The organism is Tunturiibacter empetritectus (assembly GCF_014201375.1).
GTDB classification, from domain to species: domain Bacteria; phylum Acidobacteriota; class Terriglobia; order Terriglobales; family Acidobacteriaceae; genus Edaphobacter; species Edaphobacter lichenicola_D.
The window spans coordinates 1,105,390-1,121,596 of sequence record NZ_JACHDZ010000001.1; the positions used below are offsets into that span (position 1 = coordinate 1,105,390).

General features: G+C 58.5%; 13 protein-coding genes and 1 tRNA gene. 8 read left to right on the top strand and 6 right to left on the bottom strand.

Annotation, left to right across the window (positions count from 1 at the left end):
• Positions 1-6: 6 nt before the first annotated feature.
• Positions 7-729 (bottom strand): DUF4410 domain-containing protein, encoded by a 723-nt coding sequence (locus HDF10_RS04820; RefSeq protein ID WP_183810948.1) that lies wholly within the window; start codon positions 727-729, stop codon positions 7-9.
• Here HDF10_RS04820 and HDF10_RS04825 point away from each other — a divergent pair.
• The gene (locus tag HDF10_RS04825) at positions 719-1,735 is read left to right on the top strand and encodes a site-specific integrase (protein ID WP_183810950.1); all 1,017 of its coding nucleotides are present in this window, start codon (positions 719-721) and stop codon (positions 1,733-1,735) included. The two genes, HDF10_RS04820 and HDF10_RS04825, sit on opposite strands and share 11 nt — an antisense overlap.
• 163 nt (positions 1,736-1,898) lie before the next feature.
• Here the strand turns inward: HDF10_RS04825 and HDF10_RS04830 are convergent.
• Both HDF10_RS04830 and HDF10_RS04835 read right to left on the bottom strand, forming a co-directional pair.
• A tRNA-Asn gene (locus tag HDF10_RS04830) sits at positions 1,899-1,973 on the bottom strand.
• 260 nt (positions 1,974-2,233) lie between these two features.
• Complete coding sequence (locus HDF10_RS04835; RefSeq protein ID WP_183810952.1) at positions 2,234-3,055, bottom strand: CAP domain-containing protein; 822 nt, start codon at positions 3,053-3,055, stop codon at positions 2,234-2,236.
• A gap of 454 nt (positions 3,056-3,509) precedes the next feature.
• Here HDF10_RS04835 and HDF10_RS04840 point away from each other — a divergent pair, with 454 nt between their 5' ends.
• The 3 genes from HDF10_RS04840 to HDF10_RS04850 all read left to right on the top strand — a co-directional run bounded on the left by HDF10_RS04840 (position 3,510) and on the right by HDF10_RS04850 (position 6,133).
• Positions 3,510-3,953 carry a nuclear transport factor 2 family protein gene (locus tag HDF10_RS04840; protein WP_183810954.1) on the top strand — a complete coding sequence of 148 codons (444 nt, stop codon included), beginning with the start codon at positions 3,510-3,512 and terminating at the stop codon, positions 3,951-3,953.
• 81 nt (positions 3,954-4,034) lie between these two features.
• The gene (locus HDF10_RS04845; protein ID WP_183810956.1) at positions 4,035-5,090 is read left to right on the top strand and encodes an NAD(P)-dependent alcohol dehydrogenase; all 1,056 of its coding nucleotides are present in this window, start codon (positions 4,035-4,037) and stop codon (positions 5,088-5,090) included.
• 2 nt (positions 5,091-5,092) lie between these two features.
• Positions 5,093-6,133, top strand: coding sequence for an AraC family transcriptional regulator (locus HDF10_RS04850; protein WP_183766882.1), 1,041 nt, complete (start codon positions 5,093-5,095; stop codon positions 6,131-6,133).
• Between the two features lie 102 nt (positions 6,134-6,235).
• Here HDF10_RS04850 and HDF10_RS04855 read toward each other — a convergent pair whose 3' ends face one another.
• On the bottom strand, positions 6,236-9,325 hold the full coding sequence (locus HDF10_RS04855) for an efflux RND transporter permease subunit (protein WP_183810958.1): 3,090 nt from the start codon (positions 9,323-9,325) through the stop codon (positions 6,236-6,238).
• A 27-nt stretch (positions 9,326-9,352) separates the two neighbouring features.
• Positions 9,353-10,609: an efflux RND transporter periplasmic adaptor subunit gene (locus HDF10_RS04860; protein ID WP_183810960.1), complete on the bottom strand. Its 1,257-nt coding sequence runs from the start codon at positions 10,607-10,609 to the stop codon at positions 9,353-9,355.
• Positions 10,610-10,844: 235 nt separating this feature from the next.
• Here HDF10_RS04860 and HDF10_RS04865 point away from each other — a divergent pair, with 235 nt between their 5' ends.
• The 4 genes from HDF10_RS04865 to HDF10_RS04880 all read left to right on the top strand — a co-directional run bounded on the left by HDF10_RS04865 (position 10,845) and on the right by HDF10_RS04880 (position 14,976).
• On the top strand, positions 10,845-11,708 hold the full coding sequence (locus HDF10_RS04865) for an alpha/beta fold hydrolase (protein ID WP_183810962.1): 864 nt from the start codon (positions 10,845-10,847) through the stop codon (positions 11,706-11,708).
• Between the two features lie 185 nt (positions 11,709-11,893).
• Positions 11,894-13,030 carry a sensor histidine kinase gene (locus tag HDF10_RS04870; protein ID WP_183810964.1) on the top strand — a complete coding sequence of 379 codons (1,137 nt, stop codon included), beginning with the start codon at positions 11,894-11,896 and terminating at the stop codon, positions 13,028-13,030.
• Positions 13,027-13,803 (top strand): LytR/AlgR family response regulator transcription factor, encoded by a 777-nt coding sequence (locus HDF10_RS04875; protein WP_183810966.1) that lies wholly within the window; start codon positions 13,027-13,029, stop codon positions 13,801-13,803. Before HDF10_RS04870 ends, HDF10_RS04875 begins: the two co-directional genes overlap by 4 nt.
• Before the next feature lie 75 nt (positions 13,804-13,878).
• Positions 13,879-14,976, top strand: a complete 1,098-nt coding sequence (locus HDF10_RS04880; protein WP_183810968.1) for a radical SAM protein — start codon at positions 13,879-13,881, stop codon at positions 14,974-14,976.
• A gap of 156 nt (positions 14,977-15,132) precedes the next feature.
• On the opposite strand, the gene HDF10_RS04885 is transcribed toward HDF10_RS04880, so the two are convergent.
• Positions 15,133-16,191, bottom strand: coding sequence for a YncE family protein (locus HDF10_RS04885; protein WP_260177610.1), 1,059 nt, complete (start codon positions 16,189-16,191; stop codon positions 15,133-15,135).
• Between the last annotated feature and the right edge of the window lie 16 nt (positions 16,192-16,207).

Consider the following 16,207-nt stretch of genomic DNA (forward strand, 5'->3'; position numbering starts at 1 on the left):
CGCGCATCATTGCTGGTTTGCGGCGGTTGGCAGCGCAGGTGATATCGGATTCGATTGCAGATGCTGTATCACTTCCTTTGAAATTGCTGAGGCGGTACTTTTGACCGTTTTTTCCGGCGCATTCTTCTCCATGACAAACTTAGCTGCGGCTACATAAGGATTCAGCGTGATGACGGCACCGGGTTTGGTTTTGCTTGCGCCATCTTCAGAAGCTTCGTAGAGCGGTTTCTGGGGGCTTGCCAGATCGGTCAGGGTTACAAATAGCTCCATTGTCGCCTTACCGGATCCAAAGCCAATCATCGCGCGATGAATGCGACTCCCCTCATCCACCTGGGTAAACACTCCGTGTACCCACGCGCCCGTCGCAGGCTTCGGATCACCTTCTGCCAATCTTTGGGCCTTGTAGCCAGCCTTTTGGAGATCACTGACGATGCTCTTAGACATCGTATCGACCAGCTTTTTTGCCTGGGCCTCTGGGTCGCGTTGCTCTTTCTTCGACGGTCTTTCCAGAATCCCTGGTCGCACTTGATTTATTACCGAACCCTTATCTACCTGAACGTTCTGAGCGTCCAGCTCAAAATCGCTCACGTAGATGGTCATGTCTTTTGTGAAGGAAAAAGTCGGCAGCTTCTGCGGCGTGACAGAATTTTGCGTGGGTGGAACCTGAGCAACAACATTGAAAGACACGAACAAAAGGAAGAGTGTAGAAAGCCATCGCATGAGTTTCATTTGGGCCTCAGATAGAGATTGCCAAGATGCCTTTGCGGTATTTAGGAGCCCGGATGCGCGTTATGTTTTGGGAACGCGCCAATTCTACGACTTGATCTTTTTCCCCGCAAATATTTCCTGCAAATATTTATTGACTCTCTGCCTTTCCAGTTTTTGCACACTGCATGGGCCATGGACTGCAACCGTAAAGCTGCCACCAGACATAGGCAAACTGCCTGCTCACCAGAACTGGGATGACGTTTTGAAGGCCGTGCCGCCAAGCTCCAGCGGTCAGGTTGCTCCTCAGGTTTTGTTCACGGAAAAGCCAGCCGAGCTGATCGCCTTCATGGGCAAACCGGTCTACTCAAAGATTCCCGGCACCGGTCTCAGCTATGCGACGAATACAGAGAACAAGGTGTTCCTTCATCAGCCCGACGGTCAGATCTACGTCTTGATCTCTGGACGATGGTTTCGCGCTGCTAGCCTGGCAGGCCCATGGACCTATGCAGGTTACTCGCTACCCGCCGAGTTCGCGATGATCCTAAGGAGCAGCCCAGCTCACGATGTGCTTGTCTCCGTGCCCGGAACGCAGGAGGCCAGTGATGCCGTGTTGCTGTCCCTGAACTCCGCTCTTTCGGAAACGATGAGCGAATATGCGGAGTGGTACCAGGAGAGATTTTCAGCAATCCAGCCGGACTGGTATGTGTTCCCTTTCGGGAAGCCGCGTCCGAACGATCCTACAAGACCGGTCACGACTCTGAAGACTGCATGGAACAACGTGCGCAAAAACGCCAAGGTTAAGGGACGCTGGCATGATCATCGACACACCATGATCACCGATCTGGCCGAAAGCGGAGCAGGAGACCAGACCATCATGGACATCGCCGGTCATGTCTCGAAGAACATGCTCAAGCACTATAGCCACATTCGAATGGAAGCGAAGCGCGAAGCGCTCGAATCGATCGTCAAGCGACCACCGACGAAAAAGCCCCTCCCCACGGGTTCTCGAAATTCGAAGGTCGCGTAGCATTCCCCGAACACTGCAGGAAATTCTCGGCCGAGTCATTGCTCACAATTGAGCAGGATTATGAATGATTTTTATTTAGGGTACCCACAAAATCCCCCACAATCGGTCATTTTGGGTCATTTTTTGGAGGTGTCGGGGAGGGTCTAACTTATTGATTCTAAATTGGCTCCTGAGGTAGGACTCGAACCTACAACCCTTCGGTTAACAGCCGAATGCTCTGCCATTGAGCTACTCAGGAACATCTTTGAAGTGCGAGAAAACTCCCGCGCCTCTTCAGTTATAACAAATCGGGGTGGAGGGGTCAAAAGCTACCTCGATGGCGGTGTCGACAGAGTAGCGTCAACATGTGGCATCTAGCGTTTACAGCGGAGAGAGCTTGTAGAGTTGATAGGCACGTTGGACAGTTCCGCTGCTTTAACCCGCTTCAGCGATTAGCCTCGCACCCTGCGAGTGCGGAGGAAGCGCAACATGCGGCGTAGTGGTTGCTGCCTCTCTTGCCTATGGGTAGAGCAGAACTGCGATGTTGTAGGCAGTAAAGGGGCCGTTGCGGTTTACGGAACAGGCCCCGACTACGGCCTGGTGGTATTTGCCGGAGGCCAGTTTGCTTTTGAGCTTGCTGGGAATCTCGTTCAGACTTCCGGCGGTGTAGCGCATGATGTACCAGGGTTGGCGAGAACCCGCGTAACCAGAGGACATTGTGCAGGTTTGACGGGCCTCCGCGGTGGTCTCGGCGACGCGCATCCCTGACTGGGCGATGACGCTGGCGACGGTGCGCTCCTGCTGGTTAAGTGACAGGGTTTGAACGGTGCTGGCGAAGTCTTCCACTGCATAGAGCTGGTGATCGCGGGTGACGATGGCGATTCCGATGGAATCTACGTTGGGATCGAGCAGATTGGCGCGGTGGCCGGGCGAGTGCATCCAGAGGTTGTGGATGATGACGGAGGTGGGAGCTTCGGCTACGTTTTCTGTGATAAGGCTGAAGTGTGCGCCAGCATTGGCTCCGCGGGCAGCGAGTGCGGGTTCACCGTCGAACTGGTGGGAGATTTCGGCGTGGGCGGCCATCTCGCGGGCGTGGATCTGGGAGGCTTCGGCGAGGACGGGGTCGAAGCGAAGTGGCTGAAGTCCTTGATTGATGCGGTCCTGGTTGGCGGCGGCGAGGAGGTATTGCTCGGCTATGGTGAGATTTGTTGAGGATTCGAAGGTCTGGGCCGATAGAAGGTGCGCCGCCGAGAGCAGCAGGGTGGCCAGCGCGAAAAGGCGGAGGCGAGATTTCTGCAATGAAATCAAAGACTTGGCGCACGCTGCGAGGGAGGCCGGCATGAAGGTCATTCTAGGTTTGGGGTGCCGCTCTAGGTAATACAACTTTCTGGTCAGCATTCGAGGTTCTCTGCTGTGTCTATCGGTTCGGACGCCGGGAAGGTGAGGAAACGATGCTTGAAGTTGCAAACTTTTGTACTAAAAACTTCAGCAGGGAAAAACCTCAAGTTTGAAGGGGGTTTTGCAGATTTCGACTGTTTTATGGTGGTGAAATCGTGGTGAAGTTGTGGTGGATTGCGTGGTAGACGTGGTGTTTTGGACGTGTGTTTTGAGGCGTCGGAAAATACGCCATGTTTTTCAAGTTTATTTTCGACCTATCGGCAAAAGGTGTGTCACTTTGGAACAGGTACGTTGTAACGCATAGGTAATTTGACAGATTCGCTAATTCCAGTCAGATTTTCAGGCTTTCGTTTGCTTCCTCGTGGAAGCTATTTTCGTTTCTCGGAGGTACTTGTCGATGCGCCTGCTCACCTACTCTGCGATCCTGCTGATTGCTTCAGCATCCCTTCTCTTTGCACAAGACGACCCAGTTCAACAGGTCCATGCGGCTCAAGAGGCAATCGGCCGTGCGATGCGTGCTAAGGATACTGCCGCACTCGAAAAAATCTGGTCACCGGAGATGAAGGTCAACAGTCCCGGCAACAAAGTCATGGATCGCGCGACGGTACTGGCTCTTCTGCGAGAAGGTCACATTCAATACAGTGCGTACAGCAACACGGTTGAGGCCACATCGACGTTTAAAGATCTTGTCATCGTTATGGGACATGAGGATCTGACGGAGGCTGTCGGCCCTGACGCTGGCAAACCCAAGACTCGCCGCTATACCGACGTCTGGCAGCGAGCGGTGACGGGTTCATGGATGCTGATCGCTCGACAGGCTACCTATATCGCCGTTCCCTGAACCAACGGATTGGCGTATTCTGCATATGGAATGGCGTGTTCTGCTTATCGTCGATGCGTGAGCGGGTTTAGCTTTTAACTCATGTACAACGCAAAAGCATTCTCGGCTGCAAGTGCGACATCGCCGCTCGCCCCCACCACGATCGCGCGGCGCGATCCAACCGAAACCGACGTGCAGATTGAGATTCTCTTCTGCGGGATCTGTCACTCCGACCTTCACCAGGTTCGCAATGAGTGGAGTGGGGTGATGCCTACTGTCTACCCCTGCGTGCCGGGCCATGAGATCGTTGGCCGCGTTACCAAGACAGGTTCGGCAGTCACGAAGTTCAAGGTCGGCGATCTTGCCGCGGTCGGCTGCATGGTCGACTCCGACGGGACCTGCCCGGATTGTCGCGAGGGCTTCGAACAGTTTTGCCCGAACATGACCCTTACCTATAACTTTCCCGACAAGCACACGGGTGGCGTGACCTATGGCGGCTACTCGGACAGCGTGGTTGTGGATCAGCGCTTTGTGCTCAAGGTTCCTACGAACCTCAACCTGGCCGGAGTCGCGCCTCTGCTCTGCGCGGGCATCACGACCTACTCGCCTCTGCATCACTGGGGCGTGACCAAGGGCAAGAAGGTCGGGATCGTGGGGCTTGGCGGACTGGGCCACATGGGTGTGAAATTTGCGCACGCGCTGGGAGCGCATGTTGTCCTGTTCACGACGTCGCCGGGTAAGAAAGATGATGCGATCCGCCTTGGCGCCGATGAGGTTGTCGTTTCGCGGAATGCGGATGAGATGGCCAAGCACGCGGGCAGCTTCGACTTTATTCTCGACGCCGTCTCGGCGGACCACGACATCAACGCCTTCCTCGGGCTGCTTCGACGGGATGGCAATCTGTGCCTGGTGGGCGCTCCGGAGAAGCCACTTGCTGTGTCTGCCTTCAACCTGCTGTTTGGACGCCGCAGCCTCTCGGGTTCGCCGATTGGCGGAATCGCCGAGACTCAGGAGATGCTCGACTTCTGCGGCAAACACAACATCACCGCTGATGTGGAGGTGATTCCGATTCAGAAGGTCAACGAGGCGTATGAAAGACTGCTGAAGTCGGACGTGAAGTATCGCTTCTCGATCGACATGGCCTCCTTGAAATCATAACCATGAGCAAACGCTTTCGGATTCCCGGCCGGCTGGCAACACGTTTACACGAGTTGGGAGTCGGTGCGTCTGCGGTGCTTCAGAGTGCGGGATTGGCTCCGGGGCTACTCGATCAACCGCGCATCGTCGTAACGACCGAAGAGCTGTTCGCCTTGTGGCGGGGAGTGGGCGTGAATAGCCCGAACCCCGCCATTGGCCTCGAACTTGGCACCGAGACCAAGGCGGAACACTTCGATCCGATTGCGCTTGCGGCTCTCTCTACGGCCAGCTTCGGCGAAGCTATGGAGCAGATGGCCCGCTACAAACAACTCTCGTGTCCTGAGGAGATCATCCACGAGATGGATGACAGCGAGTGGAGCATTCAGTTTCGCTGGCTGCTCGCCGATAGCGTTGAGCCTGCGGTGCTCACCGATCTCTGTTTTGCGTGGGTGCTGTGCATTGCGCGGCATGGGACTGGGACTCGGATCTCTCCGCTGCGGCTTGAGCTTGCGCGCCAGCCGACGCATGCAAAGATCTTTGAGCGGCACTTCGGCTGTCCGATTGTGTTTGGCGCTGTTCGTAATGCGATCATCTTCCGTAGCTCGGATGCGGCTCTGCCGTTTGTGACGAGCAATGCCGAGCTTTTGGCTATGCTTGCACCGCAGTTTGATGAAGAGTTGAAGCAGCATAAGGGCGAGGAGAGTTTCCCTGAGAGGGTCCGGGCTGCGATCCAGAGAAAGCTTGCTGGGAGACGGCCGAAGATGCAGGAGATCGCGCGCGAACTGCACATCAGCTCGCGCACGTTGCAGCGACGGTTGCAGGATGCGGGGTATAGCTTTCAGCAGGTTCTTGAGGAGGCTCGGCATCAGCTGGCGCGGCACTATCTTAATAACTCTCTGCTTGAGCTGAATGAGACTGCTTATCTTCTGGGGTATGAGGACTCTAACTCTTTTGTGCGGGCGTTTCGGATGTGGGAGGGAACTCCTCCTGCGCATTGGCGGGGGGCGCAGAGGGAGAAGGTCCTGCCGGACGGGCGCCCTGCGCGGGCGGCGGTCACTTCGTGACTTGTGTACCGCTTCGCTTGGTGCTCCCGTTGGTCGCAGGTTAGATCGTGCCGACCAGCGGGAGGCCCTTTGTTGATGACGGTGACACGACCGGTATACCCGTCACGAAGTGACCGCGCTCCGCGCAGGAGGCCCGTCCGGCAGGACAACTTCTTTGCGACGGCCTCGCTGAAGGCGATGCAGGTAGAGATAGATGACAGGTGTGACGTAGAGGGTGAGGGACTGTGAGAGCAGAAGTCCTCCTACGACTGCGATACCTAGTGGACGACGCGCTTCTCCTCCGATGCCCTGACCAAATGCAATAGGAGCCGCGCCCAGCAGTGCCGCCATCGTGGTCATCATGATAGGACGGAAGCGCTGAAGACAACCTTGATAGACGGCCTGCTCGGGCGGGAGTGCGTGATTGCGCTCGGCGGCGAGGGCGAAGTCGACGATCATGATGGCGTTCTTCTTGACGATGCCGATTAGCAGGATGATGCCAAGGAAGGAGTAGAGGTTGAGATCCTGCCTAAAGATGAGCAGCGTGAGGAGTGCGCCGATGGCCGCGGCAGGGAGGCCGGAGAGGATGGTGATGGGGTGGATGAAGCTCTCGTAGAGGACGCCGAGGACGAGATAGATGACCATGATGGCGATGATGAGCAGGAGGCCGAGTCCTTTGAGCGAGCTTTGAAATTGTGCGGCGGTGCCCTGGAAGGTGAAGTTCATGCTGGCGGGAAGGCCCATCTGCGTGGCGGCGCGCTGCACGGCGCGTGTGGCTGCGTCGAGCGAGACGCCGGGCTTGAGATCGAAGTGAAAGGTGACGGCGGGAAACTGGCCGAGGTGATTGACGGTGAGTGGTGCGACGGTCTGGCTGAGCGTGGTGACGGCGGAGAGGGGAACGAGGTGGTTGGTGGTGGATGCGAGGTAGATGCTGCCCATTGTCTCGGGGTCGCGTTGATACTCGCGGGCGACTTCGAGGATGACGTCGTACTGTTGGGAGGCGACGGTGATGGTGTTGGCGCGGCGATTTCCGTAGGCGTCGTAGAGGGTGTTGGCGATCTTTTCGGGGTCGATGTTGAGGGACATGGCGAGGTCGCGGCGGATGTCGACGTTGACGCGAGGGGCGCTCATCTGGAGGTCGGTGGAGACGTTGGCCAGCTCGGGGAGGGTGTCGAGTTTTTCTTTGAGACGCGGCGCCCAACGGTAGAGCTCGTCTGCATCGGGGCTTTGGAGAGCGGCGGAGTATTGGGATCGGGATTCGGTCTGGCCGAGGTCGATGAAGTCCGGCTGACGGAGATAGACCTTGAGGCCGGGGATGCGGTCGAGCTTCTTTTGGAGGTCGGCGATGATGGTTTTGACGTTGGGGCGGTGGTCTCGACGGAGGTTGATCCAGAGCCAGCCTTCGTTTTGGGCGTAGACGCCGGAGAGGTTGCTGTCCATCCAGGGGAGGGCTGCCATCGCTTTGTTGACTTGTTCGGCGTTGGAGATGGTTTGGGCGAAGGAGCTGTCCTGCGGGGCTTCGATGTGTCCGGAGATGCCGCCAACGTCGACGGCAGGCATGAAGCTCATGGGGACGATGGTGAAGAGGATGGCGGTGATTGCTGTCATCGCGATGCTGGCGACGATGGTGGCGCGGGGGTGACGCAGGACTCGATCGAGAGAACGGCGATAGGCGTTTTCTAATGCGGCGTACATGCGCTCGGTGCGGCGGTGGAACCAGTTGTCTGCGTGGGTGCGCTCGCTGAGGAAACGGCTGCAGAGCATGGGAGTGAGAGTGAGTGCGGAGACACCGGAGAGCAGGATCGAGACGGAGATGGTGACGGCGAACTCGCGGAGGAGACGCCCGAGGACTCCGTTAAGAAAGAGGATGGGGAGGAAGACGGCGACAAGGGAGAGGGTCATGGAGAGGATGGTGAAGGCGACTTCGGCGGCTCCGTCGAGCGCGGCGGTGAGGGGGGATTTGCCCATCTCACGATGGCGGACGATGTTTTCGAGCATGACGATGGCGTCGTCGACGATGAAGCCGACGGAGAGGGTGATGGCCATCATGGAGAACATGTCGACGGTGTAGTTGAGGAGGCGCATGGCGATGAAGGAGCCAAGGATGGAGACGGGGATGGTGGCGCTGGCGATGAGGGTGGACGAGACGGTGCCGAGGAAGGCGAAGATGACGAAGACGACGAGGACGATGGTGAGCATGAGGGTGTGGTTGACCTCGGAGATGGAGTCGCGGACGATGTCGGCGTCGTCGGAGACTCGGCCGAAGGAGACGCCGGGAGGTAAGACGCTGCGGAGGTTTTGGACGGCGGCTTTGACTTGATCGGCGACCTGGACGGTGTTTGCGCCGGGCTGCTTGCGTACTGCGAGGATGACTCCGCGACGACCGTTGATCCAGAAGGTGTGCTTGTCGTTGCTGGAGCTGTTGAAGACCTGGGCGACCTGGCGGAGGCGGAGGGGAACTCCGTTGCGGTAGGCGATGACGAGGTCGGAGAATTGAGTGGCGGTGGTGAGCTGGCTGTTGGCCTGGAGGGAGTAGTCACGGGCTTCTCCGTAGAGAGTGCCGGTGGGAAGGCTTGCGCTGTTGGTGGTGAGGGCGGTGCGGAGTTGTTCGAGATCGAGGCCATAGGCGGCGAGGCGGGCGGGGTCGGCCTGGACGCGGATGGCGGGGCGCTCGGGGCCGTAGACTTCGACCTGCGAGACGCCGTTGACCATGGAGATCTGCTTGGAGACGATCTGGGTGGCGTAGCGGGAGAACTCCTCGAAGGACATGGTTTGGGAGTGCATCTCGAGCCAGATGATGGGGTCGTCGGCGGGGTTGACCTTGGAGTAGGAGGGTGGGTCGGGCATGCCGGGAGGAAGGTTGCCGGTGGCGCGGGAGATGGCGGCCTGGACGTCTTGCGCGGCTGCGTCGACGCTGCGGTTGAGGGCGAATTGGAGGGTGATGTCGGTGCTGCCGACGGAGCTGGTGGAAGTCATGTTTTCGATGCCGGGGATGCGGGAGAACTCGCTCTCGAGTGGAGTGGCGACGGTGGAGGCCATGGAGTCGGGGTTGGCTCCGGGGAGTGAGGCGGAGATGTGGATGGTGGGGTACTCGACCTCGGGCAGGTTGCTGACTGGAAGGGAGAGATAGCTGAGCAAGCCGAAGCCTGCGATGGCGGAGATGAGCAGTGTGGTGGTGATGGCGCGACGGATGAAGAACTCGGTAAAGCGCATGGCTGGAACCTCGTCGGCAGATTGGGCTCAGGGTGCGCCGTTGCGCACGGTGTTGTTGGTGGAATCGCGTGATCCGGAGGGCACGTCGATGGGAGAGACTCGTGCGCCGGGGGTGAGGCGCAGCTGGCCTTCAGTGACGATCTCGTCTCCGGGACGGAGGCCGCTGCCGAGAACTGCGACTTCGCTCGCCGCCTGTGGGGATGTTGGGGGCCGATAGGTGCGCAGCACGGTGACGGGGACCATGGTTGCGACACTTGCTTGGATGCGCCATGCGTACTTTCCGTCGAGGCCTTGTTGGATGGCGGACTGCGGAACGACGATCTGGTTGGCGTCGACCCGTAGACGGAGGCGGACGTTGACGAACTCGCCGGGCCAGAGAGCTCCGTCGGTGTTTGGAAATGTGGCCTTGAGCCGGATGGTGCCGGTAGTGGGATCGACGGTGTTGTCGATGAAATCGAGGCGGCCTTTGCCGAGGGGGCCGTCGCCAGGGCCTGCCTCGACTTCGAGTGGGCCGAGGGTGCTGAGGTGCTGTACCTCGGCGAGGGCTTGCTCCGGAATGCCGAAGGCTACGCGGATGGGTGCGAGCTGAAGGAGGGTGACGAGCGTTGTGTCGTTTTCGCGAATCACGTTGCCGGCCTTGACCATGGCGGCACCGGCGCGGCCGGCGATGGGAGCGACGACCTGGGCGAAGCTGAGCTGCAACTGTGTCTGGGCGATGCGGGCGCGGTCGGCGTTGATGGCACCGGCGGCGGCGGCGATGGCGGCCTTGTCGGCCTGGAGGTTGGCGCGCGTGGTGTCGCTTATGGTGACGGCTTGCTTCACACTTTGACCGGAGAGAACGCCGAGCTCGCCTAACTTGACGGCAGTGTCGGCTTCGGACTGGCTCTGCTTCTGCGAGGCTGCATCTCGCGCGGCGATGGCGGTAGCCTGTTGCTCCATGGCGATATCACGATCGAGCTCGGCTTGCTGTTGTGCCTGCTGGCGGCTTAGCGTGTCGCGGTCGATGGTGAAGAGTAGCTGGCCTTTGGTTACGTTTTGTCCTTCTGTGAAGGCGACGTCTTTGATCTGCCCGGCTACGCGCGGCTTGACGTCGACACTCTCGACGGCCTCGACGTTTCCTACTGCCGCGATCTCCAATGGCACATCCTGGGCTACGGCGCGGGCAACGTGGACGGGGACGCCCTCGGGAGGAGAGGTGTTGGCGTGGGCTACGACGCGGGAACATGACGCGAGGGGAATGCAGATTAATGTGCAGAGAAGCGCGAGGGTTTTGTTCGCCTGCATAGCGGTAGTACCTCAGTGTCAGGATGAGCCTGTGTTCTGAGCTTGAAAACCGATATGCAGCCGGAGGTGCTAAAGCTGCAGGGAGTATGGCAGGATGCGCGGTGGAGTATGTCGCTGCGGACTGGCTTCGCTGGCTGCTTTGCAGGTATTGGGATAGTGGGTCAGTTTGAGGTGAACGGCTCAACTTGCCGAAAAGCCGACTTTCAGAGGAACCGCAGGGACTATGATGCCCTGCATGAAGAAGAAACCGACCGTGAACTGGCCAACCGCGAAACGAATCAACTTCGCCAAGTTAGTGACACTCTTCATCTGGTGCGTGGCGTCACTTCCTTTGTGCGGAGCAGGCCAAGCTAGCAGGCCACCCACGTCCCGCCAGCAACTATGGGACATTGGATCCAAGAGTCTCTTTCTATCCTGCGCAGGAACTCGCCATGGACCTGCAGTCATCCTCGAATCCGGCCGTGGTCGCACCAGTTCCGACTGGAGCAAGGTCCAACCTGACATCGCGGCCTTCACCCAGGTTTGTAGTTACGACCGGGACGGATTAGGCCAAAGCCGCCCTCAGCGCAGCGCACCCGAGGATGCCGCACAATTCGTTGACGACCTCCATCGACTGCTTGCCGTCGCCACCATCCAACCGCCTTATATTCTCGTCGGTCACTCTCTAGGCGGACTGCTCGTCCGCCTTTATCAGACAAAGTATCCCGGAACCGTCAAAGGCCTTGTACTTGTCGATCCCGTCCACGGAGAGACATGGCGGGCTCTTCAGGTCGATCCCAATGCCTTCAATGGACAGACTCCGGAACAGATTCGCCGCACCGGCCAGCTCCCACCCACCGAGCGCCTCGAGTGGCACACTGATATTCCTCTCATTGTCCTCGGCCACGGCAAGCCCATCGATTTTCCACCGCCTCTCAACACCAAAAGCGCCCAGATCGAAGCCAACTTCCTCGCGGCAGACAAAGACCTGGCCTCTCGCTCTTCGAATGGACACTTCCGACTCGCCGAGCAGAGCGGCCACTTCATTCAGATCGACGAACCCGAGCTCGTCAGCAAGGCGATCCGCGAAGTCTGGGATGCTGCAGTGGACTCGCATTGATAGCGTGCCGGAGCGAGGGAGCGAGATGTAACATGGTTGCCTGCAAGAATGAGGGCGTTGGCTGCAAAGATGTTGGAGTCGCGGGGGAGAGGATAGATCCTGATTCTTGCACGCTCTCGCTTAGGGAGGTGCGGCGTAGATTTGACGTAGAAAGAACCTTTCAGGATTAGAGAAAGGATGTGCGCATGAACGCTCTCACCACTGCTCCGGAGTACCGGCAGGCTCCGGCGATCTTGCAGGAAAAGACAGCCGAGGAAGGCGCTGCACCTGCAAGCAGGCATCTCAACGGCTACGTGTTGATCCTGTCGCTTGCGGCCATACTGGCGCTCGCTACTGCAGCCGAGTGTGGGTCGGTGATGCATCCAGCCTCGCTGGTTTATGGCGCAGTTCTTTGGGGTTGGTGGGGAACGATTGCGTGCGTACTGTGGAAGCTGGCGCCGCGCTTACCGATTGTCTCCAGCCTTTCCGTGAAGACGATTGTGCTGCACGTGATTGCGGGATCGATGCTTGCGCTGGTTCATCTGCTGATGCTGTGGGGTATCGGCTTTCCGCTCGGCTGGGGTCCGGGGGAGGAACGCCTGATGTGGGGGGTTCTGTTCAACGTCAACCGGTTCGGCATCGAGCTTCTGCTCTATGGGTTCATTATCGGGGTGACCGGAATCGTTCAATACAAGTTGCGGGCGCAGGACGATGCGATGCGATCGCTCGAGCTTCAGAAGCAGCTCTCTTCGGCTCACCTGCGTGCGCTGCAGATGCAGCTTGAGCCACACTTTCTCTTCAATACGTTGAACGCAATCACGACGCTGGTGGAGCTTGGGAGACAGCGAGAGGCGGTAGAGATGCTGTCCCATCTGAACGCGATCCTGAAGAGCACGCTGAAGCGGACGACGCCGGAGAAGGTTCCGCTCTCGCAGGAGTTGGAGATGATCGATAACTATCTGGCGATCGAGCAGATTCGATTTGCGGATCGACTGAAGGTAAAGATCAAGGTCGATCCTGGAGCGCTGGACAGCCTGGTGCCGTGTTTTTTGCTCCAGCCTATTGTTGAGAATGCGATTCGGCATGGGATTGCGCATTGTGTGAGTGAGGGCGTGGTGGAGGCCTCTGCGCGACGCGACGGTGGGAGCCTGCACCTGATGGTGCGCGATACGGGAGCCGAAGCTGGTGCGCAGTCGCAGAAAGGACACGGGATCGGGCTGAAGAATACGCGGGAGCGATTGCTGCACTTTTACCAGAACGAATTTGCGATGAGGGCACAGCCGCTTGAGGATGGCGGCTTTGAGGTTGCGATCACCATACCTTATGAGCCGCAAGCCCTATGAAGCTGAAGACGCTGATTGCCGATGACGAACCACTGGCACGGGAACGTTTGCGTTTTCTGCTTGCCGGGGATGATGAGGTGGAGGTGGTTGGCGAGTGCAGGAACGGCGGCGAGGTGTTGGCCTCGCTGAGGGCGTCGCGGGTCGACGTTCTGTTTCTGGATATCCAGATGCCAGGCAGGGGAGGGTTTGAGGTGATCGAGCAGGTGGGCGCGGCACAGATGCCGGTGACGGTATTTGTAACGGCGCATGATCAGTATGCGCTGCGCGCGTTTGGGGTGCATGCGCTTGATTACCTGACGAAGCCTGTGGAACCGGAGCGGCTGAAGGTTGCGCTGGCACAGGCGAAGAAGCGAATTGCTTCGAATACAGCCTTGCTGAACCAGGAGCGTTTGAAGCAGGTTCTGGCTGAAGTGGAGACGGGAGACACTGGAGCAAAGGAGTATCCGAAGCGGCTGCTGGTGCCGAATGGAACGAAGGATACGGTGGTTAATGTTCAGGAGATCGAGTGGATTGAGGCGCAGGATTACTATTCGTGCCTACATGTGGGGACGAAGAGTTTTATGCTGCGGGAGACGGTGAAGCAGCTGGCTAATACGCTGGACCCGAATCGATTTGTGCGGATTCACCGGTCTACGATCGTGAACATGGACTATGTGCGCGAGGTGGCGCGAGAGGGGCGTAGTGAGGGGTCGGTGATTCTGACGCGTGGGCAAAGGCTGAAGATGAGCAAGACGGGGTGGCAGAATCTGGTGATGGCGAGCCGCGGGCCTTGAATTGAGGCGTGGGTGGCGCTGCAGTGCGGCTCATCGCGAGTGGTCTGGCGGGCGCGGGCGCACTACACTAGAAGGATGAGCCAGATTGCCGCTTCGATTGCGACGACGTTTTCCGAGATTGCAGGTAAGTTCACCGAGGGCTCCCGGATTGGGCGGGATGAAGCGCGGTGGCTTTGGAACAACGCTTCCGATGAGGAGCTGCGCTCTCTTGCCGCCGTGGCGCGCGGTCGATTTCATGCTCCGGGTTCGTGCACGTATATGGTGATGCGGATCATCAACTATACGAATGTGTGTGTCGCGCAGTGCGACTACTGTGCGTTCTACAAGCTGCCCAGCCAGGATGGCGGGTATGTGTTGAGCCAGGAAGATGTGTTTGCGAAGCTGGATGAACTGCTGGCGTTGGGAGGAGATCTGGCGGCGTTCAATGGCGGATTTAATCCGCATCTGCCGCTGAGTTATTACTGCGAGTTGTTTGCTGCGATTCGCGCGCGGTATGGCGATGGGCTGGAGTTTTATGCGCTGACCATTGCGGAGTTTATGTATCTGGCGGATCATGCGAAGCTGAGCTACCCGGCGGCGGCGGCGCGGCTGAAGGCTGCAGGCGTGCGGTGGATCACTGGCGGTGGGTCGGAGATTCTGACTGAGGAGTTTCGCGCGCGGCACTCGAAGTTCAAGTACACCGTCGCGCAGTATTTTGAAGCGCAGCTGGCGATTGTTGAAGCAGGGTTGAAGACGACGGCGACGATGGTGATCGGATTTGATGAGAGCCTGGAGGAGCGACTGGAGCACCTTGAACGGACGCGACAGTTTCAGGATGAGACTGGTGGGCTGGCGAGCTTTCTTTGCTGGACGTTCAAGCCTTACTTCACGCAGATTGGTGGGATTGAGATTACGACGGCGGAGTATCTGCGGCACCTGGCGTTGTGCCGAATTTATCTGGATAATGTTCCGCGGATTCGTACTTCGGTGTTGACTCAGAATGAGCAGGCGCTGGGTGGGTTGAACTATGGTGCGGATGACTTCGATCTGCCGATTGAAGATGAGGTGACGCAGAAGGCGGGGGCAACGATCAGCCTGGACTTTGAGCGGATACTGAACTATGCGCGGGAGCTTGGATACACGCCGAAGTATCGGCATGTCTCGCTGGGCCAGCCGCCGTGGGCGGATGTTTAAAGATTTGTCCTGCCGGACGGGCTGCCTGCGCGGCAGGCGGTCACTTCGTGACGGGTATACCTTGTCACGGCAAGACAATTGATAATGGCCCTCCCGTTGGCCGGGAAGAAAGATTTTCCCTTACACATAGTGGGCCTTCTTGAACCGGATTCTTTGTTAGCGTCCGACGACGATGACTGAGAAGGTGCCTGGGATTGGAGTGGGTCGGAACTGTAACTCTTCGGAGACGGTGCCAGTGTTCTGGCCGAACTTGGAGGTTACGAGATATGCCTTGTCGTCCTTCTGGCTGACGATCATTGTTCTTGCGCCCGGTTGAGTGCTTACCTGCTGGATGCGGGAGTATTTGGCGAGCCCGTCGCGGCGGAAGATGGAGAGCGTGCCGGTGGCATCGGCGACGAAGAGCAGGTTGTGCCGTGCGTCGAAGTCGATGTCGCCGACGTTCGGTGGAGCCTCGCCGATAGGGGTGACGTGGCCGGTCTCTGTGTCGACTGAGACTAGCTTGTGATCTTCGCAGGCTGTGAAAAGTTGATGGTGAGCACTATCGCTGGCTAAGCCGCTTGGGCCGGTGCAGGGGGCGAGCTGCCAGGATGCGGTGATTTTTTTTGCAGCGGCGTCGATGCGGGTGATCTGACCGAGGGCTGGGAGCGCGACGAAGAGGGCTCCTTTTCCGTCGGCAATCGCGGAGCCGGGGCGGCTATTGAGAGGGATTGTTGCGGTAACCTGGTTGGTCGCGGCGTCGATGACGGTCGCGCTGTGGCTATGCGAGTTGAACGCGAGGACGGAGTTTGAAACGGGGTCGAAGGCGATGGAGGCCGGGACGGCGCCCGTGGGGACGGAGGCGACTACTTTGAGGCTGGTGCGGTCAAAGACACGGACGAATCCGGCTGTTCCGTCGGTCACGTCGGTGACGTATCCGTACTTGCCGGAGTTGTCGAGCGTGATGTCGCGGATGTTTTTCATGTCCTCTATTTCTGCGATGAGCTTGCCGGTGTCGGTGTCTACGACCATCACACGATTGGTTCGAGGGATGTAGAGACGGTGAGCTGGCGCGTCGAGAACGAGGAAGCCCCATCCTCCTTTGCCGCCGAGGTTCCATTGGTCCTGCACGTGAAACTTCGGTAAGGCGGTTGGGCTTGCTGCATGGAGGAGATGCGTGACGGGGGCGGTTGCGATTGCCGCGAGGAGGAGAGCTGAGGGAAGGACTTTTGCGATCAATTTCTGTATGCGGAGA